This is a genomic window from Streptomyces sp. NBC_00239, assembly GCF_036194065.1.
Lineage (GTDB): Bacteria > Actinomycetota > Actinomycetes > Streptomycetales > Streptomycetaceae > Streptomyces.
Genome location: NZ_CP108095.1, coordinates 4,222,927 through 4,244,110, shown reverse-complemented (window position 1 = coordinate 4,244,110; position 21,184 = coordinate 4,222,927). Strand labels below are relative to the sequence as shown.

The following is a 21,184-nucleotide window of genomic DNA, read 5'->3' as shown; positions in this document are numbered from 1 at the left end:
TGCCGTGGCCGGCCGGCCTGGGGACGATGAGGTGGGGTTTCGATGAACGCGCCGTACGACGGTGACCGCGCGCAGGGCGCCGGCGGTCCTGCGCCCGCCCGGGACACGGGCCAGGGCGCACCGCTGCCGGGACAGGCCACGCCGCCCGCGCCGCCACAGCCCGACCCGTACGTCCAGGACCCGTACGTCCAGGACGCCTACGACCGCGACCCCTACCGGTCCCAGGACCTCTCCTGGCAGGACCCGGTGACGGAGGCGCTCTACGACCGCGCCTCCCACCCGCCGCCCCCGCCCGGCACCTTCCAGGAGCCCGGCCCGCTGTACGGCAGCCCCGCCGCCGCACCCGGCTACGCCCCCGACCCGCGGGTCTGGGCCCAGACCCCGCCGCCCGAGCCCGACGGCCCCTCCCGCCACCTGCCCTACGGCGACCACGCCACCACCACCCAGTTCGTCGGCGTGGACGCCCTGGTCACCGAGGCCGCCGACGAGCAGCCCGAGCCCGACGCCTTCGCCCACCTCTACCGGGACCAGCAGGCCCCCGGCACCCCGGCACCCCCGACGCCCGCCGCCGAGGAACCCCCGGTCGCCACCCCCGCCCCGGCCAAGCCGGCGGGCCGCGCGTCGAGCCTGCTGAAGTCCTCGGCCCTGATGGCCGCGGGCACGATCGTCTCCCGCATCACCGGCTTCCTGCGCACCCTGGTGATCGCGGCGGCCATCGGCGTCGGCACCCTCAACGACACCTACCAGGTCGCCAACACCCTCCCGACGATGATCTACGTCCTCGTCGGCGGCGGCGCCCTGAACGCCGTCTTCATCCCCCAGCTCGTGCGCGCGATGAAGAACGACGACGACGGCGGCGAGGCCTACGCCAACCGACTCCTGACCCTCGTCGTGGTCCTCCTCGCCGGCGTCACCACGGTCTGCGTGCTCGCCGCACCCCTGTTCATCCGGATGATGTCCACGAAGATCGCATCCGACCCCGAACAGCTCGACGTGGCCGTCACCTTCGCCCGCTACTGCCTGCCCACCATGTTCTTCATGGGCATCCACGTGGTGCTCGGTCAGATCCTCAACGCCCGCGGCCGCTTCGGCGCGATGATGTGGACCCCCGTCCTCAACAACATCGTCGTCATCGCCACGTTCGGCACCTTCATCTGGGCCTTCGGCGGATTCACCAGCTCCGGCGTCACCGCCGCCAACGTCACCGCCGACGGCGTACGCCTGCTCGGCCTCGGCACCCTCCTCGGACTCACCGTCCAGGCCCTGGCCATGTTCCCGTACCTGCGCGACGCCGGCTTCCGGCCCCGCCTGCGCTTCGACTGGAAGGGCCACGGCCTCGGCAAGGCCGCCCGCCTCGCCAAGTGGACGTTCTTCTTCGTCCTGGCCAACCAGCTCGGCCTCGTCGTCGTCACCCAGCTCGCCACCTGGGCCGGCTCCGTCGCCGAGAAGCAGGGCCACTCCGGCACCGGCATCACCGCCTACAACTACGCCCTGCTGCTCTGGCAGATGCCGCAGGCCATCATCACCGTCTCCGTGATGACCGCCGTCCTGCCCCGCATCTCCCGCTCCGCCCACGACGGCGACGCCGCCGCGGTCCGCGACGACATCTCCTACGGACTGCGCACCTCCGCCGTCGCGATCGTCCCCTGCGCCTTCGCGTTCCTCGCGCTCGGCGTACCGATGGCCACCCTGCTCTACGCAGGATCCGGCGCCGGCGCCCAGAACATCGGCTACATCCTGATGGCCTTCGGCCTCGGCCTCATCCCGTACTCCGTGCAGTACGTCGTGCTCCGCGGCTTCTACGCCTACGAAGACACCCGGACGCCGTTCTACAACACGGTCATCGTCGCCTCCGTGAACGCCGCCGTCTCCGCCGCCGCCTTCCTCGTCCTGCCCGCCCGCTGGGCCGTCGTCGGCATGGCCGTCGCCTACGGCCTCGGCTACACGGTCGGCGTGGGCGTGGCCTGGCGCCGCCTGCGCACCCGCCTCGGCGGCGACCTCGACGGCGCCCACGTCATGCGCACCTACGCCCGGCTCGCCGGCGCCTGCCTGCCGGCCGCCGCACTGGCCGGCGCCTGCGCGTACGGCATCACCCGAATGCTCGGCAGCGGCATCACCGGATCCCTCGCCTCCCTCATCGCCGGCGGCATCGTCCTGCTGGGCGTGTTCCTCGCCGCAGCCAAGCGCATGCGCATCGACGAACTCAACGCGATGGTCGGCATGGTGCGCGGACGTCTCGGACGCTGATGCGCACAACCATCACCGCCCGCCGCGTGTCGTGCATAGCGGCGGACTGTGGGCACAATTGGCATGGCTTTGCAGACTGGCGGACAGCGCGCAACGGATGGGGAGGCAGGAACGACGGTGGCGGAACGTAGCACGGCTGCCGTCGACGTGGCCGACAACAGCGGAGACAAGCCGCTGGCCGCCAAGGCGGCGAAGGCCACGGCCGACGGGGCAGCGGAGACCCAGCAGTCCGGAACAGCCCGGCAGGACACGGACAAGCCCACGCCCGAGGCGGAAGGCGAACGCAAGGGCACGGCCACGACAGCCGCGCCCGAGCTGCACAGCGGCCACAAACTCGCCAGACGCTACCGCCTGGAGGAGTGCGTCACCCGTCTGGACGGTTTCAGCAGCTGGCGCGCGATGGACGAAAAACTCCGCCGCGCCGTCGGCGTCCACCTGCTGCCCGCGGACCACCCCCGCGCGCGCTCCGTACTCGCCGCCGCCCGCTCCTCGGCCCTCCTCGGCGACCCCCGCTTCGTCCAGGTCCTCGACGCCGTCGAAGAGAACGACCTCGTCTACGTCGTCCACGAGTGGCTGCCCGACGCCACCGAACTCACCGCGATCCTCGCCGCCGGCCCCCTCGAAGCCCACGAGGCCTACCAGCTCGTCAACCAGGTCTCCCAGGCGATGACCGCAGCCCACCGCGAAGGCCTCGCCCACCTGCGGCTGACGCCCAGCGCCATACTGCGCACCTCCACCGGCCAGTACCGGATCCGCGGCCTCGCCGTGAACGCCGCCCTGCGCGGCATCACCAGCGAACGCCCCCAGCGCACCGACACCGAAGCCATCGGCGCCCTGCTCTACGCCGCCCTCACCCAGCGCTGGCCGTACGAGAACGACGCACACGGCCTGACCGGACTCCCCAAGGGCGTCGGCCTGATCGCCCCCGACCAGGTCCGGGCCGGAGTCCACCGCGGACTCGGCGAACTCGCCATGCGCGCCCTCGCCAACGACGGAGCCACCGCATCGCGGCAGGAACCGGCCTGCACCACCCCCGAGGAACTCGCCAAGGCCGTCACCGCCATGCCGCGGATCCGGCCCCCGGAGCCCGCGTTCACCGCCCCGCCGGACTACCAGCACACCACCTACCAGCAGGGCAGCTACGGACGCCCCCAGCCCCACCCGGCCGTCGCCCAGCCCGTCGCCACCCCGCCGGCCCCCCTGCAGAGCCGCACCGGAAGGGCCCTCAAGTGGGGCGTCGCCGCGCTGCTCATCGCCTCGCTCGGCCTCGGCAGCTGGCAGCTCGCGGACTCCCTCCTCGACCGGTTCAACGCCGACAGCGGCCAGCAGCAGACCGAACGCCAGGAAACCGACGACACCCCGAAGAAGAAGGAACCCGGCAAGCCCCTCGCCCTCGACGACGTCTCCGTCTTCGCCCCCGACGGCGACGCGATAAACGAGAAGTACAGCGCCAATGCGTTCGACGGCGACACCGGATCCGCCTGGGTCACCCCCCGCTACGAGGACTTCGCGAACTTCGGCAACCTGACCGCCCGCAAGGACGGCAGCGGCCTCGTCATCGACCTCGGCAGCGTCAAGAACGTGTCCGGACTGGACATCGACCTGTACGCCGCCGGGCAGACCGCCGAAGTCCTCGCCGCCGCCCCCGACGCCTCCTCGCCCTCCTCACTCGCCGACTTCCCACAGCGCCTCACCAAGCTGGAAAGCGTCGGCAAGAAGCTCAAGACCGACCTCGAAAAGCCGGTCCGCACCCGGTACGTTCTGATCCACATCACCGAGTTGCCGTCCGACGGCAGCGCGGACGGCTACCGGGGCGGCATCTCCGAGATCCACGTTCTGGGCTGAGCGCCCCAAGTACCGGGGCCGACAGAGTGCGGGGGAGTCACGTGAGTCCTGGCCCAGAGAGCCAAGGAGTTCCCGACGAGGAACTCCTGGCCCGCCATGTCGCCGGCGACCCCGACGCCTTCGGCGAACTCGTACGCCGCCACCGCGACCGCCTCTGGGCCGTCGCCCTGCGCACCCTCAGCGACCGCGAGGAAGCCGCCGACGCCGTCCAGGACGCCCTCGTCTCCGCCTACCGCGCCGCCCACACCTTCCGCGGCCAGTCCGCCGTCACCACCTGGCTGCACCGGATCACCGTCAACGCCTGCCTCGACCGGGCCCGCAAGGCCGCCACCCGGCGCACCTCCCCGCTCGACGACACCGACCGCCTGGAAAGGCTCCTGGAGCCCCACGAATCGGCCGAGGCACCCGCCGAGCGACAAGACCTCCACCGCGAGCTCCTGGCCGCCCTGAGCACCCTCCCAGCCGAACAGCGGGCCGCCCTGGTCCTCGTCGACATGCAGGGATACCCCGTGGCCGAAGCCGCCCGCATCCTCGACGTGCCCACCGGCACCATCAAGAGCCGCTGCGCCCGGGGCCGCGCAAGACTTCTCCCGATGCTCACTCATCTGCGCAACGGCACCGGGGATAACAACGGCGCCGACCGGGGAAGGAACCGGTCGCAGGGGACACCCGTCCCACCAGCAGCAGAACCCAGGGACCCAGATGCTGTGAAGGGCGGAGGTGGGCGAGCGTGACTTCTACAACCGGCACAATCCGGCACCCGGACGTCTCGGAGATCTCCGACCTGACCGAGGGCCTGCTCTCGCCGGCCCGGACGGCCGAAGTGCGCGAGCACCTGATCACATGCGCCCTGTGCGCCGACGTACGCACCTCCCTGGAGGAGATCCGCGGGCTGCTCGGCACGCTGCCCGGCCACCAGCGGATGCCCGCCGACATCGCCGGGCGCATCGATGCCGCACTCGCCGCCGAGGCCCTCCTCGACGCGACGTCCCCCGAGGCCCGCCGGCCCGAACCGGCCCCGGCACCCCACACTCCGGCCCCCGATGTTTCACGTGAAACATCGCTCCCCGCCACCGCCGCAGTCCCGAAGAGCGGACCCACCACCACGGCCGGCACGGGCTCCAGGCCCCCCGGCCGTCCACGCGCCGCCACCGGCCCCGGCCGCACCCGAGGCCGCCGCGGGATCGCCGTCCTGGGCGCCCTCACCGGAGCCGCCGTCTGCGCCCTGGGCATCTTCCTCTCCCAGACCGGCCAGCCCAGCATGACCGCCTCGGACACCAAGAGGGAGATCAGCGGCGCCATGGCGTCCGCCATCCCCTCGACGGAATTCACCGCCGCAGGGCTGGAAGGCACCGTTCAGCAGCTCCTCGGCGGCCAGAACACCGCCATGAGCCGGCAGGACCCGACCACCCCCCAGATGGACACATACGGAGACGGCAGCGGCGACGCTCCCCGGGTGGCCGCACCCACCGACCTGCCGCCGTGCGTCAGCGCCGGCACCGGACGCACGGAGACGCCCCTCGCAGCCGAACACGGCACGTACCGGGGTACGGAGGTCTACCTCCTCGTCCTCGCGCACCCGGGCGACACCGCCAAGGCGGACGCCTACCTCGTGGACGCCACCTGCGAGAACAGCGCAGCCGCCGGCCCCGGCAAAGTCCTCCTGAAGGGCTCCTACCCCCGTCACTGAGGCTCGCCCGCGGTCACGCGGACCGCCCGGGAATGCACGCGCCGTAGGATCCGTTGGGTGGGGTGAGACCACGCACCGGCCCCCCGGTAGTCAGCAGGCAGTCCGCAGAGACGAGGAAAACACCCGTGAGCGACGTTCGTAACGTGATCATCATCGGCTCCGGGCCGGCCGGTTACACCGCCGCCCTGTACACCGCACGCGCTTCGCTCAAGCCGCTGGTCTTCGAGGGCGCCGTCACCGCCGGTGGCGCGCTCATGAACACCACCGAGGTGGAGAACTTCCCCGGCTTCCGCGACGGCATCATCGGCCCGGACCTCATGGACAACATGCGTGCCCAGGCCGAGCGCTTCGGCGCCGAGCTCGTTCCCGACGACGTCGTCTCCGTGGACCTCACCGGTGAGATCAAGACCGTCACCGACACCGCCGGCACCGTGCACCGTGCCAAGGCCGTCATCGTGACCACCGGCTCGCAGCACCGCAAGCTCGGCCTGCCCAACGAGGACGCCCTCTCCGGCCGCGGCGTCTCCTGGTGCGCCACCTGCGACGGCTTCTTCTTCAAGGACCAGGACATCGTCGTGGTCGGCGGCGGCGACACCGCGATGGAGGAAGCCACCTTCCTCTCGCGCTTCGCCAAGTCCGTCACCGTCGTCCACCGCCGGGACTCCCTGCGCGCCTCCAAGGCCATGCAGGACCGCGCCTTCGCCGACCCGAAGATCAAGTTCGCCTGGGACAGCGAGGTCGCCGAGATCCACGGCGAGCAGAAGCTCTCCGGCCTGACGCTGCGCAACACCAAGACCGGCGAGACCTCCGAGCTCCCCGTCACCGGCCTGTTCATCGCCGTCGGCCACGACCCGCGCACCGAGCTCTTCAAGGGCCAGCTGGAGCTCGACGACGAGGGCTACCTGAAGGTCGCCGCCCCGTCGACCCGCACCAACGTCACCGGCGTCTTCGGAGCCGGCGACGTCGTCGACCACACCTACCGCCAGGCGATCACCGCCGCCGGCACGGGCTGCTCCGCCGCCCTGGACGCCGAGCGGTTCCTCGCGGCGCTCTCCGACGCGGAGACCGCGGCCGCCGCCGTCTGACCCGGCACCACCGAGCTCCCCCACACCCCACCGCAGTACAGAAGAAGGAGGCCGTTGTGGCCGGCACCCTGAAGAACGTGACCGACGCGACGTTCGAGGACGACGTCCTCAAGAGCGACAAGCCCGTCCTGGTGGACTTCTGGGCCGCCTGGTGCGGCCCGTGCCGCCAGATCGCTCCGTCCCTCGAAGCCATCGCGGCCGAGTACGGCGACCAGATCGAGATCGTCAAGCTCAACATCGACGAGAACCCGGGCACGGCCGCCAAGTACGGCGTCATGTCGATCCCGACCCTGAACGTCTACCAGGGCGGCGAGGTTGCCAAGACCATCGTCGGCGCCAAGCCGAAGGCCGCGATCCTCCGCGACCTCGACGGTTTCGTCGAGCTGAAGCAGGCCTGACCCGCACCGTTTCACGTGAAACAGGGCCGCCCTCCGGGGCGGCCCTGTTCTCGTTTCCCCACCCGGACCCGCTCAGAGCGGGCGCAGCGCCGGCTCCTTCTGCACCGCACCCAACAGCCGGTCGAGGGCATGCTCCACGTCCTCCTTCCAGGACAACGTGGAACGCAACTCCAGCCGCATCCGCGGATGAGCCGGATGCGGACGCACCGTCTTGAAACCCACCGACAGCAGATGGTCCGCCGGCAGCACACACGCCGGACCCGCCCAGCGGGCGTCACCGAACGCCTCGACCGCCCGGAACCCGCGCCGCAGGAGATCCTTGGCCACCGTCTGCACGATCACCCGCCCCAGCCCCTGTCCCTGGTACCCGGGCAGGATCCGGGCCGTGATCAGCTGCACGGCATCAGGCGAGACGGGACTTGTCGGGAAGGCCAGCGACCGGGGCACATACGCGGGTGGTGCGTACAGCACGAAGCCCACAGCGACGTCGTCCACATAGACCACCCGGCCGCACGAACCCCACTCCAGCAGCACGGCGGAGATCCAGGACTCCTTCTCCGACTCCGAAGTGCCCGCCTTTACCGCGGCTTCTCCGCTGACCGGATCGAGCTCCCAGAAGACACAGGACCGGCAACGCTCGGGCAGGTCCTTGAGGTTGTCCAGCGTAAGCGGTACAAGCCGACGGCCCATGATCCGACAAACCCTCCGACGGCTCCCAGTCCCAGGCCCACCGAAACGAGCCCGGTGCGACTCACCGATCGCATGGCCCCCGCCCTCCAGGTTGAGGTGCTCTTGAGTGGAAATGCCATACCTGACCGCATCGTATCCACCCAGTCATTGCGCCGATACCGGTAGAAAGCAAAGGGCGGGCCTCAGCCCGCCCTTCACGTCCTCCACCGGCTCAGTTCTCGGCGCCGCCCTGCTCCAGTACCCGTCCCTCACCCGGAGCAAGCGTCCCGAGAATCCGCTCAAGATCCTCCATCGAGGCGAACTCGACGGTGATCTTGCCCTTCTTCTGACCCAGGTCGACCTTCACCCGCGTCTCGAACCTGTCCGACAGCCGCGAAGCCAAGTCGGTCAGAGCCGGCGAGACCCGGGCACCGGCCCGCGGACCCTTCGGCTTCACCGAACTCGCCGGGCTCGAACCCATCAGCGTCACGATCTCCTCGACCGCACGCACCGACAGCCCCTCGGCCACGATCCGGTGCGCCAGCAGGTCCTGCTCCTCGGAATCCTCCACCGACAGCAAGGCCCGGGCATGCCCGGCCGACAGCACACCCGCCGCCACCCGACGCTGCACCGGAGGAGACAGCCGCAGGAGCCTCAGCGTGTTCGACACCTGGGGCCGCGAACGACCGATCCGGTCCGCCAGCTGATCATGCGTGCAGTTGAAGTCCTGGAGCAGCTGGTCATACGCCGCCGCCTCCTCCAAGGGATTCAGCTGCGACCGGTGCAGGTTCTCCAGCAGCGCGTCGAGAAGCAGCTTCTCGTCATCCGTATCCCGGATGATCGCCGGAATCCGCTCCAGACCCGACTCCCGGCAGGCCCGCCAGCGCCGCTCGCCCATGATCAGCTCATAGCGCTCGGCACCCACCTGCCGCACCACCACCGGCTGAAGCAGACCCACCTCCTGGATGGAGGTCACCAGCTCCGCCAGAGCGTCCTCGTCGAACACCTCACGCGGCTGCTTCGGATTGGGCGTGATCGCATCCAGCGGAATCTCCGCGAACGTCGCCCCCGCGACCGTCGGCAGCTCCGCCTCCGGCTGCGCCACCAATGTTTCACGTGAAACAGCGCTGTGCGGAAGCGTCGCCACCTTCGCCGCCGCCACCCCACGCTCCGCCGTCAGCAACGGCACCGCCGAAGGGGACGTGGAACCCGCCCCCACGGGCGTGGACGGCTTCTCCTGGGGAGCAGCGGGAATCAGCGCACCAAGCCCCCGCCCCAGACCCCTACGTCGCTCACTCACTGGACCCCCTCCACCATGCTCTGCTCATTCTGGGCATCGCCCATGTGGGCGTGCCGGCCGTCGTACGCCAGCCCCACACCCTTCAGCGCGATCTCCCGCGCCGCCTCCAGATAAGAAAGGGACCCGCTGGAGCTCGGGTCGTAGGTGAGCACCGTCTGGCCGTAGCTCGGAGCCTCCGAGATACGCACCGACCGCGGGATGCTCGTCCGCAGGACCTCATTGCCGAAGTGACTGCGCACCTCGTCGGCCACCTGGGAGGCAAGCCGGGTCCGTCCGTCGTACATCGTCAGAAGGATCGTCGACACGTGCAGGTCCGGATTCAGGTGCGCCCGCACCAGGTCCACGTTCCGCAGCAGCTGCCCCAGCCCCTCCAGCGCGTAGTACTCGCACTGGATCGGGATCAGCACCTCGGCCCCCGCCACCATGGCATTGACCGTGAGCAGCCCCAGCGACGGGGGGCAGTCGATCAGGATGTAGTCCAGCGGCTGCTGGTACGCCTGGATCGCGCGCTGGAGCCTGCTCTCCCGGGCCACCAGCGACACCAGCTCGATCTCGGCACCTGCCAGATCGATGGTCGCGGGCGCACAGAACAGCCCCTCGACGTCCACCACCGGCTGGACGACCTCCAGCAGCGGCCTGCTCTCCACCAGAACGTCGTAGATGGACGGCACATCGGCGTGGTGGTCGATCCCCAGCGCAGTGGACGCATTGCCCTGCGGGTCCAGGTCGATCACAAGAACCCGGGCACCGTGCAGGGCGAGCGAAGCCGCCAGGTTCACGGTGGTCGTGGTCTTGCCCACGCCACCCTTCTGATTGGCGACCACCATCACCCGGGTCTGAGCCGGACGGGGCAGCGACTCACCCGCACGGCCCATCGCCTGCACCGCCAACTGGGCGGCACGACCATCAGGGGTAGCCATCGGGGGAGATGTTTCACGTGAAACATCCTCGCCCGCCGACTCGGAGCGGGGACCGGGGACCGGATCGGCCATGGGCCCCGCGAGGTTGGCGTCGGACCGCACGGATTCACTCTCCTCGACGACTTCAGGCTCGGGATAGACAGAGCCTGCCATGCCATCGGGGTCGCGAACCAGCGGGGCCCGTCCTCCTGTGGATGATTCCACCGATGTGGACAAGTCTGTGCCCCCCGTGTCCTTACGGGCTCGAGGGGACGTGGCCGCACGGCCGCGGCTGATGATTCCGTGCAGCAGAGAGCGACGTTTCACGTGAAACACGATGCACGGAGCGCATCCTCAGCCCGCTACGACACTCCGAAATCCATACCTTTAGGGGCGCAACGGATCAACGGCGCCGACGGGTACGCCCCACCCGGGCCGCCTTCGCCCGCTTGGCCGCGAACCGCACCCCACCCGGGCTCTCCCCGACCTCCACCCGCACCACCGTGGACAGCGGGTCGACCACGCCCTCGCCCACCTGAAGCACCGAGGTCTTCACCACACCCAGCCGGCTCAGCGCGGCCTTCGCCGACACCAGCTCCTCATCGGCCGTGTCGCCCTTGAGCGCGAGCATCTCTCCGTACGGCCGCAGCAGCGGAACACCCCACCCGGCCAGCCGGTCCAGCGGCGCGACCGCACGCGCGGTCACCACGTGCACCGGCTGGAGCTTGCCCAGCATCTCCTCGGCACGCCCGCGCAGCACGGTCACATGGTCCAGGCCCAGCAGCTCGACGACTTCCTGGAGGAAGGTCGTCCGCCGCAGCAGCGGCTCCAGCAGTGTGATCTTGAGGTCCGGCCGGACCAGCGCCAGCGGAATACCGGGCAGACCCGCACCCGAACCCACATCGCACACGGTGACACCCTCGGGCACCACCTCGGAGAGCACGGCACAGTTCAACAGGTGCCGCTCCCACAGGCGGGGCACTTCACGCGGCCCGATCAGGCCGCGCTTGACGCCGGCGTCCGCCAGCAGCTCCGCGTACCGGACAGCCTCCGGGAAATACTCGCCGAATACCGCCCGGGCCTCTTCGGGAGCCGGGGGAAGCTCAGCTGCTGCCTCCGTCACGGGGACCGTCCTTCCGTACCGTGCTGTGATGACACTGAACACTGTGATGGTGTGAATGCCAGGCTGACAAAGATCGGCCCCGCCTGCGATACAGACGGGGCCGATCTCTCGACTCGCTCCGGATCAGGCCGGGAGCACAACGACGAAGCGCTGCGGCTCCTCGCCCTCGGACTCGCTGCTGAGGCCCGCGGCGGCGACAGCGTCGTGGACGACCTTCCGCTCGAACGGGGTCATCGGGTCCATCTTCACCGGACGGCCACTGCTCTTCGCCTCGTCCGCGGCCTTGGCACCGAGCGCCGCGAGCTCCTCGCGCTTCTTGGCGCGGTAGCCGGCGATGTCCAGCATCAGGCGGCTGCGGTCACCGGTCTCCCGGTGCACGGCCAGACGCGTCAGCTCCTGCAGCGCCTCCAGGACCTCGCCGTCACGGCCGACGAGCTTCTGCAGGTCCCGGGTGCCCGAGTCACTGACGATGGAGACCGCGGCCCGGTCGGCCTCGACGTCCATGTCGATGTCGCCGTCGAGATCGGCGATGTCGAGCAGACCCTCAAGGTAGTCGGCCGCGATCTCGCCCTCCTGCTCCAGGCGGGTGAGAGTGTCGCCACCCTCAGCGGCGGCGGAGGTGGTGCCTTCCGTCACGGGATGGACTCCTTCTTACTTCTTGGAAGAGGGCTTGGGGGGATTCTGCCGCTGCGACTTGCTCTGGCGCTTCGGCTGCTGCCGCTTCGCCAGACCACCGCTCGCCGCATCCGCGTCCGCCGTGGTCTCGGAGCTCTTGATCACACTGCCGTCGGCCTGCGCCGCCAGACCCTGCTTCGACAGCGCGGTGATGAACCGGCGCTCGTTGTCGTTGCGGTCCGGACCCTTGGCGACGATCGCGGCGACGATGTTCTTCCGGCGCCGGCCCTTCACCTCACCGTGCGAGCTGACGTGCTTCAGCAGACGCGACAGGTAGTGGTCCTGAGCCTTCGAACCCGGCGTCGGGTTCTGGTTGATCACGTACATCTGCTGGCCCATGGTCCACACGTTGGTGGTCAGCCAGTAGACGAGAACACCGACGGGGAAGTTGATGCCCATCACGGCGAAGATCACCGGGAAGATGTACATCAGCATCTTCTGCTGCTGCATGAACGGCGTCTTGACCGACAGGTCCACGTTCTTCTGCATCAGCTGGCGCTGCGTGTAGAACTGGGACAGCGACATCAGCACGATCATGATCGCGGTGACGACCCGGACGTCCGTGATCGAAGCGTTCAGCGCGGCGACCTTCTCAGCGCTGTCCGTGAACTTCGCAGCCAGCGGAGCACCGAAGATGTGCGCCTGACGGGCACTCTCCAGCAGCGGCTGGTCGATCACGCCGATGGTCTTGCCGTTGGCGATGCTCGCGAGCACGTGGTACAGCGCAAAGAAGAACGGCGACTGCGCCAGGATGGGAAGGCACGAGGAGAGCGGGTTGGTACCCGTCTCCTTGTACAGCTTCATCATCTCTTCGGACTGACGCTGCTTGTCGTTCTTGTAGCGCTCCTGGATCGCCTTCATCTTCGGCTGGAGCGCCTGCATGCCCCGCGTCGCCTTGATCTGCTTCACGAAGAGCGGGATCAGGCAGATACGGATCAGGATCACCAGGGACACGATGGACAGGCCCCAGGCCCAGCCCGTGTCAGGACCGAAAATAGCCCCGTACACGCTGTGGAACTGGACGATGACCCAGGAAACAGGTGTGGTGATAAAGCTGAACAGACTGGCAATCGTGTCCACTAATCAGGCTCCTTGAGCATTGCGAGGTCTACGCAACGCACTGCGCAGCTGTTCATGCCAACGCGGGCGTTTACGAGCTGGGACATGATCAACACCACCCGGCGACCACGGATTGCACCGCAGAATCCGCCAGGCGGTGAGAGCTGTCCCCTTCACCGCACCATGCCGGTCGATGGCCGTGTACCCGTAGTGCGAACACGAGGGGTAATAACGGCACACCGGCCCGAGCAGCGGACTGATCGTCCACTGGTACAGCTTGATCAAAGCGAGCAGCGGGTACTTCATCGAGCCGCGCCTCCCACCAGCAGCCGCTGCAGAGCGGCATCCAGGTCCCGGGCCAGCTGTTCATGGTCCGCGTCACCCGATCCGGGCAACGCGCGAACCACCACCAGGCTACCGGGGGGCAGAACGGAGAGCCGCTCGCGCATCAGGTGCCGCAGTCTGCGCTTCACCTGGTTGCGGACGACGGCTCCGCCCACTGCCTTGTTGACGACGAAACCCGCACGCGTCGGGGAAGCAGAGTCCCCCGGCTCGTGCGGGTCCGTTGCACCGCTGGTACGTAGGTGGACGACGAGGAGCGGGCGTCCAGCCCGACGCCCTCGTCGTACCGCGGTCGCGAAGTCCTCGCGCCGCCTCAGCCGATGTTCGGTAGGCAGCACGACGTCATGACCTGTGCGCGATTACGCGGACAGGGCGCTGCGACCCTTGGCACGACGGTTCGCGAGGATCGCGCGGCCGGCACGGGTACGCATACGCAGACGGAAACCGTGGGTCTTGGCGCGACGACGGTTGTTCGGCTGGAAGGTGCGCTTGCTCACTCGGGGGCTCCAGAGAATGAATCGTTGTGGCGGGACATCGCCTGGCTGTCACCGTGCGCCCACGAGAAACTCGCGTATCGCCCGAGTGGCACCGCTAAACGATCACTAATAGTGACCTTCGCCCATCGGTAGGCAGGCGGCAGCAGCCATCGACAACTCGACCTCGTTACGGTACGCGCGGCTACGCCATCCGGTCAAACCGAGCCGGATGCGCCCCACACTGTGCACAGCCTGTGGACAACAACTTGAACCGTAGCCGTCACGCTGACTACCTTGGCTTGACCCCGCATTTTTTTGTCCCGACCGTCCCAAAGAACCACACATTCGTGGGACCTGTGAGAGAGCGTGCCCTGTGGCTGACGTACCTGCCGATCTTGCCGCAGTGTGGCCACGGGTCCTCGACCAGCTGCTCGGAGACGGCACGCAAGGGATCGAACCCAAAGACCAGCAGTGGGTCGAGCGCTGCCAGCCGCTCGCCCTCGTCGCCGACACCGCCCTCCTCGCGGTTCCCAACGAATACGGCAAGCAGGTCCTCGAAGGCCGCCTCGCCCCACTGATCAGCGAAACCCTCAGCCGGGAATGCGGCCGGCCGATCCGGATCGCGATCACCGTCGACGACTCCGTCGGCGAACCCGCCCCGGCCCCGCCCACGCCCCAGCCCCGCTACGAAGAGCAGGACCGGCGCGAACAGGACCGGCAGCAGGACCGACGGGACCAAGACCGGCAGCAGGACCGCCGCGACCAGGACGGCCGCGAGCACGACCGGCGCGACCAGGACCGGCGCGACCAGGACCGCCGCGACGGCTACGAGAACTACGGGCAACGCCACGGCGACGACCAGCTCCCCACCGTCCGCCCCGCCTACCCCGACTACCAGCAGCAGCGCCCCGGCGCCTGGCCCCGGCCGCAGCAGCAGGACGAATACGGCTGGCAGCAGCCCCGCCTCGGCGGCTTCCCCGAACGCGACCCGTACTCCACGCCCCCGCAGCCCCAGCACGGCTACGACCAGCAGCCCCCGTACGAGCCGTACCCGTACGAACCCAAGCCGTACGAACAGCAGCGCCCCGACCGCTCCGAACAGCAGCCCGGCCGCCCCGGCGGCGGCGTCGGCCCCGCCGCGCCCCCGCCGGCCCCGTCCGGCTCCTCGTCCGGACCCGTCGAACCCACCGCCCGGCTCAACCCCAAATACCTCTTCGACACCTTCGTCATCGGCGCCTCCAACCGCTTCGCGCACGCCGCCGCGGTCGCCGTCGCCGAAGCACCCGCCAAGGCGTACAACCCGCTCTTCGTCTACGGAGAATCCGGACTCGGCAAGACCCACCTGCTGCACGCCATCGGGCACTACGCGCGGAGCCTCTACCCCGGCACCCGCGTCCGGTACGTGAGCTCCGAGGAGTTCACCAACGAGTTCATCAACTCCATCCGCGACGGCAAGGGCGACGCGTTCCGCAAGCGCTACCGCGAGATGGACATCCTGCTCGTCGACGACATCCAGTTCCTCGCGAGCAAGGAGTCGACGCAGGAGGAGTTCTTCCACACCTTCAACACGCTCCACAACGCGAACAAGCAGATCGTCCTCTCCTCCGACCGGCCGCCCAAGCAGCTCGTCACCCTCGAAGACCGCCTGCGCAACCGCTTCGAGTGGGGCCTCATCACCGACGTCCAGCCGCCCGAGCTGGAGACGCGCATCGCGATCCTGCGCAAGAAAGCCGTCCAGGAACAGCTCAACGCCCCGCCGGAGGTCCTCGAGTTCATCGCCTCCCGGATCTCGCGCAACATCCGCGAACTGGAAGGCGCGCTCATCCGCGTCACGGCCTTCGCCAGCCTCAACCGGCAGCCCGTGGACCTCGGACTCGCCGAAGACGTACTGAAGAACCTCATCCCCGGCGGCGAGGACGCCGCACCCGAGATCACCGCCGGCGCGATCATGGCCGCCACCGCCGACTACTTCGGGCTGACCGTCGACGACCTCTGCGGATCCTCCCGCAGCCGGGTCCTGGTGACGGCCCGGCAGATCGCCATGTACCTGTGCCGCGAACTCACCGACCTCTCACTCCCCAAGATCGGCGCCCAGTTCGGCGGCCGCGACCACACCACCGTGATGCACGCCGACCGCAAGATCCGTGCCCTCATGGCCGAACGACGCTCCATCTACAACCAGGTCACCGAGCTCACCAACCGCATCAAGAACGGCTGACACGGGCCCACCACGGGCCCCGCACGCGAACCGAAGGGGCGCTCCGGGAGACCTCCCGAGCGCCCCTTCGGCATAGCCCGGAGAGGGGACTTGGAAGCGCGATCGGAAGCCGCTCGGAGGCGACGGGGGACGGGGGCGCGGACGCATCCGAGGGGCATCCGGGGGCTTCTGCAGGGCTTCCGGAGGGCGTCCGGAGGGCTTCTGCCAGGCGTCCGGGGCGCGTCGGGAGGCCGACAAGCCGGTGGACATACGAGCAGTCCGTTCGATTAGTGAGGTGGTTACGCAAGTTACCCACAGATGTGGTGAGTTTTTGTCGTCCACACCCTGTGGGGTCAGCTCACTACCCACAATCCATCCACAGGCAAGCAGGGTGAGGGACCATCAGCGCAGGTCAGGAGGCTGTGAAAATGTGGGCGAAAGTAATCCACAGCCTGTGGACAAAAAATCTGTCCACAGGTCCGCCCACAATGTTGTCCACCGGTGGCCCACAGGGCAGGGCGGCTTGTGCACAGCTCGGGGTTCCTTCTCCACACCGTTGTCCACTGTTCGGCAACGAAACGGCCCCCGTCACCGCCCGGAGTGAAAGGCGTCACACCAACGTGGACGGTTGGGCTGTGGGCAAGCCGGGTAAAGCTGGGGACGGATCTGTGGAGTAAACGGCCCGTCCTGGGGACGGACTGTGCAGAACTTTTTGTTCTCCACAAGCAGGGCATGTTGTCCACCGGTGTCACCCACAGGGTCTGGGGACAAAAAAGCGGGGGTGACCTGCGGAAACCGGGTTATCCACCGTTTCCACAGGGCCTACTACTACCCCCATAGAGAGTTAGCTCGGAATCGGTTTTCAAGCAGGGCCTGTGCACAACTCGCTCCTCGGCCTCCCCGGCGACTCGGGCCCGACTTGACGGGCAGCAGCACCGACTGTCGGCGCCGTACGTCAGACTGGTCTCCGGCATCCAGCCGACGACGAAGGCCAGCAGGGCGAGCCAGCAACAGCAGGAGGCGGTTCCGGTGAAGATCCGGGTGGAACGCGACGTACTCGCGGAGGCGGTGGCGTGGGCGGCCCGTAGCCTTCCGGCCCGACCGCCGGTGCCCGTTCTCGCGGGCCTCCTCCTCAAGGCCGAGGAAGGCTCCCTGAGCCTGTCCGGCTTCGACTACGAGGTCTCGGCCCGGGTCTCCGTCGACGCGGACGTCGAGGAGGACGGCACCGTCCTGGTCTCCGGCCGCCTGCTCGCCGACATCTGCCGCGCCCTGCCCAACCGGCCGGTCGAGATTTCCACAGACGGTGTACGAGCGACCGTCGTCTGCGGCTCCTCCCGCTTCACCCTCCACACCCTGCCCGTGGAGGAGTACCCGGCACTGCCCCAGATGCCCACCGCCACCGGCACCGTCCCCGGTGAGGTCTTCGCCTCCGCCGCCGCCCAGGTGGCCATCGCCGCCGGCCGCGACGACACGCTGCCCGTGCTGACCGGTGTGCGCATCGAGATCGAAGGCGACCGCGTCACCCTGGCCTCCACCGACCGCTACCGCTTCGCGGTCCGCGAGTTCCTGTGGAAGCCGGAGAACCCCGAGGCCTCCGCCGTCGCCCTGGTGCCCGCCAAGACCCTGCTGGACACCGCCAAGTCCCTGACCAGCGGTGACACGGTCACCCTGGCGCTGTCCGGCTCCGGTGCCGGCGAAGGCCTCATCGGCTTCGAGGGCGCCGGCCGCCGCACCACCACCCGGCTGCTGGAGGGCGACCTCCCCAAGTACCGGACGCTGTTCCCCACGGAGTTCAACTCCATCGCCGTGATCGAGACCGCGCCGTTCGTCGAGGCCGTCAAGCGCGTCGCCCTCGTCGCCGAGCGGAACACCCCGGTGCGCCTCAGCTTCGAGCAGGGCGTGCTGATCCTGGAGGCCGGCTCCTCCGACGATGCACAGGCTGTGGAACGTGTGGACGCCAAGCTGGAGGGCGACGACATCTCGATCGCCTTCAACCCGACCTTCCTGCTCGACGGCCTGAGCGCCATCGACTCCCCGGTCGCCCAGCTCTCCTTCACCACCTCGACCAAGCCGGCGCTGCTCAGCGGCCGCCCCGCCGTCGACGCCGAAGCGGACGAGGCGTACAAGTACCTGATCATGCCGGTGCGGCTGTCCGGCTGACCGACGGTCCTCCGGCCCAGGTCCTCGCAGCTCAGGCCCGGTTCCGCGACGCGCGGGGCCGGGCCTTGCGACTCCTGTGGGGCCGGGCCCGCGCGCCCGGCGTAGGCTCGGAGCCGGGAGAAAGCCCGGGAATCCCCGGGAAAGTCGGCCTCAACGCTTAAGGAACCACCTGATGGAGCTCGGTCTCGTCGGTCTCGGCAAGATGGGCGGCAACATGCGCGAGCGCATCCGCCGCGCAGGCCACACCGTCATCGGATACGACCGCAACCCGGACCTCGCAGATGTCCACAGCCTGCGCGAACTTGTGGACGGTCTGCAGGGCCCGCGCGTCGTGTGGGTCATGGTGCCCGCCGGTGCGGCGACCCAGTCCACGATCGACGAGCTCGCCGAGCTGCTCTCCCCGGGCGACATCGTCGTCGACGGCGGAAACTCCCGCTGGACCGACGACGAGAAGCACGCCGCGGAGCTCGCCGCCAAGGGCATCGGCTTCGTCGACTGCGGCGTCTCCGGCGGCGTGTGGGGCCTCGAGAACGGCTACGCGCTCATGTACGGCGGCGAGAAGGACCACGTCGCGGCCGTCCAGCCGATCTTCGACGCGCTCAAGCCGGCCGGTGAGTTCGGTGCCGTGCACGCCGGCAAGGTCGGCGCCGGCCACTTCGCCAAGATGGTTCACAACGGCATCGAGTACGCCATGATGCAGGCCTACGCCGAGGGCTGGGAGCTGCTGGAGAAGGTGGACTCGGTCACCGACGTCCGCGAGGTGTTCCGGTCCTGGCAGGAGGGCACGGTCATCCGTTCCTGGCTGCTCGACCTGGCGGTCAACGCGCTGGACGAGGACGAGCACCTGGAGCAGCTCAAGGGCTTCGCGCAGGACTCGGGCGAGGGCCGCTGGACGGTCGAGGCGGCGATCGACAACGCGGTGCCGCTGCCCGCGATCACCGCGTCCCTGTTCGCGCGTTTCGCCTCGCGTCAGGACGACTCCCCGCAGATGAAGATGATCGCCGCGCTGCGCAACCAGTTCGGCGGCCACGCGGTCGAGAAGAAGTAACGACAGAGCAGCAGCCGGGGGAGGTCGGCGCACCATGCACGTTTCGCATTTGTCGCTGGCCGACTTCCGCTCGTACGCCCGGGCCGAGGTTCCGCTCGACCCGGGCGTCACGGCTTTCGTGGGGCCCAACGGGCAGGGCAAGACCAATCTCGTCGAGGCCATCGGCTATCTGGCCACCCTCGGCAGCCACCGGGTGTCCTCGGACGCGCCGCTCGTGCGGATGGGCGCCGAGCGGGCCGTGATCCGGGCCGCCGTCACCCAGGGCGAGCGGCAGCAGCTGGTGGAGCTGGAGCTGAATCCGGGGCGTGCGAACCGGGCCCGGATCAACCGGTCCTCGCAGGTCAGGCCGCGTGACGTGCTGGGGATCGTACGGACGGTGCTGTTCGCGCCCGAAGACCTGTCGCTGGTCAAGGGTGATCCCGGGGAGCGGCGGAGGTTCCTCGATGAGCTGATCACGGCGCGGTCGCCGCGGATGGCGGCGGTCCGGTCCGATTACGAGCGGGTCCTCAAGCAGCGCAACACGTTGCTGAAGTCCGCGGCGATGGCGCGGCGGCACGGCGGGCGGTCGATGGACCTGTCGACGCTGGACGTGTGGGACCAGCATCTGGCGCGGGCCGGGGCGGAGCTGCTGGCGCAGCGGCTGGATCTGATCGCGACGCTGCAGCCGCTGGCGGACAAGGCGTACGAGCAGCTGGCGCCCGGCGGTGGTCCGCTGGGGCTGGCGTACCGCAGTTCGGTGGGCGAGGCGGTCGACTCGGCTGTCCACAGCACGCGTGAGGAGCTGTGTACGGCGCTGACCCAGGCGCTGGGCGAGGCCCGGAAGCAGGAGATCGAGCGGGGTGTGACGCTGGTCGGTCCGCACCGTGACGAGCTGGTGCTGAGCCTGGGCGCGATGCCGGCGAAGGGGTACGCGAGTCACGGGGAGTCCTGGTCGTACGCGCTGGCGCTGCGGCTGGCGTCGTACGACCTGCTGCGGGCGGAGGGCAGCGAGCCGGTGCTGGTGCTGGACGACGTGTTCGCGGAGCTGGACGCGCGGCGTCGGGAGCGGCTGGCGGAGCTGGTGGCGCCGGGTGAGCAGGTGCTGGTGACGGCGGCGGTGGACGATGACGTTCCGGGTGTGCTGGTGGGTGCTCGGTACGCGGTTGCGGGCGGTGAGGTGACCCGGCTGTGAACGACAAGGACGCGCAGGGCGAGCCGCGGAAGGTTCCGGAGCCGTCGGGTGTGGATCTGGCCCGGCAGGCGCTCGCGGCGGCGAAGGAGGCGGCGCGGGCGCGGGGCGCGGCGGTGAACGACCGGAAGCGGGCGCGGCAGGGCGGGCTGCGGTCGGGTGCGCGGGCGGACGGCCGGGATCCGATGCGGCTGGGGGCGGCGCTGGAGCGGATGCGGACCGAGCACGGCTGGGAGCAGCCGATGGCGGTGGCCGGTGTGATGCAGCGGTGGGACGAGATCGTGGGTCCGGATGTGGCGGCGCATTGCCGGCCGGAGGCGTACGACGCGGATCCGGAGAAGCGGGAGCTGACGGTCCGGTGTGATTCGTCGGCGTGGATGGTGCAGCTCAGGCACCTGACTCCGCAGCTTGTGGCGCGGTTGAACGGGCAGCTGGGGCAGGGAACGGTGCGGTTCATCAAGGTGCTGCCGCCGGGTGGTGGGGGGCGTCGGTGGGGGCCGTTGAGGGCGCCGGGGAGTACGGGACCTGGGGATACGTACGGGTGATGGGTGCCGGCTGTGGGGTGTGGGAGGTGTGGTGTCCCGCACGGTCGCCGGAGGTTGACAGCTCGAAGGGCTGGATGCCCGTGTGAGCCTCTTTGGGCCCCTTCCCGGATATGGGGAGTCGGGCGACATGGGTTCAGGGCGGCACATGCGGACTCAGGTACCGGCAAACCCCCATTCATGTCCGTGGTACCGGTAGACTGGGGGAGAATCCCGTTCTTCTGCGGGATCCCGCTGAGAACGCTGACAACGCAGAACGAC

General features: G+C 69.3%; 20 protein-coding genes. 11 read left to right on the top strand and 9 right to left on the bottom strand.

All coding sequences use genetic code 11. The features are described 5' to 3' along the window. Positions 1-42: 42 nt before the first annotated feature. The 6 genes from murJ to trxA all read left to right on the top strand — a co-directional run bounded on the left by murJ (position 43) and on the right by trxA (position 7,265). Positions 43-2,247 carry a murein biosynthesis integral membrane protein MurJ gene (gene murJ / locus OG764_RS18725; protein WP_328969571.1) on the top strand — a complete coding sequence of 735 codons (2,205 nt, stop codon included), beginning with the start codon at positions 43-45 and terminating at the stop codon, positions 2,245-2,247. A 117-nt stretch (positions 2,248-2,364) separates the two neighbouring features. Continuing rightward, complete coding sequence (locus tag OG764_RS18720) at positions 2,365-4,092, top strand: protein kinase family protein (protein ID WP_328969570.1); 1,728 nt, start codon at positions 2,365-2,367, stop codon at positions 4,090-4,092. Between the two features lie 41 nt (positions 4,093-4,133). Then, positions 4,134-4,826, top strand: a complete 693-nt coding sequence (gene sigM / locus OG764_RS18715; RefSeq protein WP_328969569.1) for an RNA polymerase sigma factor SigM — start codon at positions 4,134-4,136, stop codon at positions 4,824-4,826. Further along, a complete protein-coding gene (locus OG764_RS18710; RefSeq protein WP_328969568.1) occupies positions 4,823-5,782 on the top strand; it encodes a zf-HC2 domain-containing protein in 960 nt (319 codons plus the stop codon). Before sigM ends, OG764_RS18710 begins: the two co-directional genes overlap by 4 nt. 125 nt (positions 5,783-5,907) lie before the next feature. Then, positions 5,908-6,867 (top strand): thioredoxin-disulfide reductase, encoded by a 960-nt coding sequence (gene trxB, locus OG764_RS18705; protein WP_328969567.1) that lies wholly within the window; start codon positions 5,908-5,910, stop codon positions 6,865-6,867. A gap of 56 nt (positions 6,868-6,923) precedes the next feature. Then, positions 6,924-7,265: a thioredoxin gene (gene trxA, locus OG764_RS18700; RefSeq protein WP_328969566.1), complete on the top strand. Its 342-nt coding sequence runs from the start codon at positions 6,924-6,926 to the stop codon at positions 7,263-7,265. 72 nt (positions 7,266-7,337) lie between these two features. On the opposite strand, the gene OG764_RS18695 is transcribed toward trxA, so the two are convergent. The 9 genes from OG764_RS18695 to rpmH all read right to left on the bottom strand — a co-directional run bounded on the left by OG764_RS18695 (position 7,338) and on the right by rpmH (position 13,829). Then, positions 7,338-7,955 (bottom strand): GNAT family N-acetyltransferase, encoded by a 618-nt coding sequence (locus OG764_RS18695; RefSeq protein WP_328969565.1) that lies wholly within the window; start codon positions 7,953-7,955, stop codon positions 7,338-7,340. Positions 7,956-8,166: 211 nt separating this feature from the next. Further along, the gene (locus OG764_RS18690) at positions 8,167-9,234 is read right to left on the bottom strand and encodes a ParB/RepB/Spo0J family partition protein (RefSeq protein ID WP_328969564.1); all 1,068 of its coding nucleotides are present in this window, start codon (positions 9,232-9,234) and stop codon (positions 8,167-8,169) included. Beyond that, positions 9,231-10,307, bottom strand: a complete 1,077-nt coding sequence (locus tag OG764_RS18685; protein ID WP_328969563.1) for a ParA family protein — start codon at positions 10,305-10,307, stop codon at positions 9,231-9,233. Before OG764_RS18685 ends, OG764_RS18690 begins: the two co-directional genes overlap by 4 nt. Positions 10,308-10,536: 229 nt before the next feature. Next, positions 10,537-11,256, bottom strand: coding sequence for a 16S rRNA (guanine(527)-N(7))-methyltransferase RsmG (gene rsmG / locus OG764_RS18680; RefSeq protein ID WP_328969562.1), 720 nt, complete (start codon positions 11,254-11,256; stop codon positions 10,537-10,539). Positions 11,257-11,379: 123 nt separating this feature from the next. Further along, positions 11,380-11,892, bottom strand: coding sequence for a Jag family protein (locus tag OG764_RS18675; RefSeq protein ID WP_328969561.1), 513 nt, complete (start codon positions 11,890-11,892; stop codon positions 11,380-11,382). Positions 11,893-11,907: 15 nt separating this feature from the next. Further along, positions 11,908-13,011, bottom strand: coding sequence for a membrane protein insertase YidC (gene yidC / locus OG764_RS18670; RefSeq protein WP_328969560.1), 1,104 nt, complete (start codon positions 13,009-13,011; stop codon positions 11,908-11,910). A gap of 3 nt (positions 13,012-13,014) precedes the next feature. Further along, positions 13,015-13,296, bottom strand: coding sequence for a membrane protein insertion efficiency factor YidD (gene yidD / locus OG764_RS18665; protein WP_443055977.1), 282 nt, complete (start codon positions 13,294-13,296; stop codon positions 13,015-13,017). Further along, positions 13,293-13,670 carry a ribonuclease P protein component gene (gene rnpA, locus OG764_RS18660; RefSeq protein ID WP_328969559.1) on the bottom strand — a complete coding sequence of 126 codons (378 nt, stop codon included), beginning with the start codon at positions 13,668-13,670 and terminating at the stop codon, positions 13,293-13,295. Before rnpA ends, yidD begins: the two co-directional genes overlap by 4 nt. A gap of 21 nt (positions 13,671-13,691) precedes the next feature. Then, positions 13,692-13,829: a 50S ribosomal protein L34 gene (gene rpmH / locus OG764_RS18655; RefSeq protein WP_030457638.1), complete on the bottom strand. Its 138-nt coding sequence runs from the start codon at positions 13,827-13,829 to the stop codon at positions 13,692-13,694. 352 nt (positions 13,830-14,181) lie between these two features. On the opposite strand from rpmH, the gene dnaA reads away from it, so the two are divergent. The 5 genes from dnaA (at position 14,182) to OG764_RS18630 (ending at position 20,926) form a co-directional block, all read left to right on the top strand. Further along, on the top strand, positions 14,182-16,026 hold the full coding sequence (dnaA, locus tag OG764_RS18650) for a chromosomal replication initiator protein DnaA (protein ID WP_328969558.1): 1,845 nt from the start codon (positions 14,182-14,184) through the stop codon (positions 16,024-16,026). A 1,008-nt stretch (positions 16,027-17,034) separates the two neighbouring features. Next, positions 17,035-18,165, top strand: coding sequence for a DNA polymerase III subunit beta (gene dnaN / locus OG764_RS18645; RefSeq protein ID WP_328969557.1), 1,131 nt, complete (start codon positions 17,035-17,037; stop codon positions 18,163-18,165). A gap of 76 nt (positions 18,166-18,241) precedes the next feature. Then, on the top strand, positions 18,242-19,213 hold the full coding sequence (gene gnd, locus OG764_RS18640) for a phosphogluconate dehydrogenase (NAD(+)-dependent, decarboxylating) (RefSeq protein ID WP_328969556.1): 972 nt from the start codon (positions 18,242-18,244) through the stop codon (positions 19,211-19,213). 34 nt (positions 19,214-19,247) lie between these two features. Beyond that, entirely contained in the window at positions 19,248-20,384 is a 1,137-nt protein-coding gene (recF, locus tag OG764_RS18635; RefSeq protein ID WP_328969555.1) for a DNA replication/repair protein RecF, read from the top strand. Continuing rightward, positions 20,381-20,926, top strand: a complete 546-nt coding sequence (locus tag OG764_RS18630; protein WP_328969554.1) for a DUF721 domain-containing protein — start codon at positions 20,381-20,383, stop codon at positions 20,924-20,926. The genes recF and OG764_RS18630 overlap by 4 nt, the downstream gene beginning before the upstream one ends. Positions 20,927-21,184 lie beyond the last annotated feature (258 nt).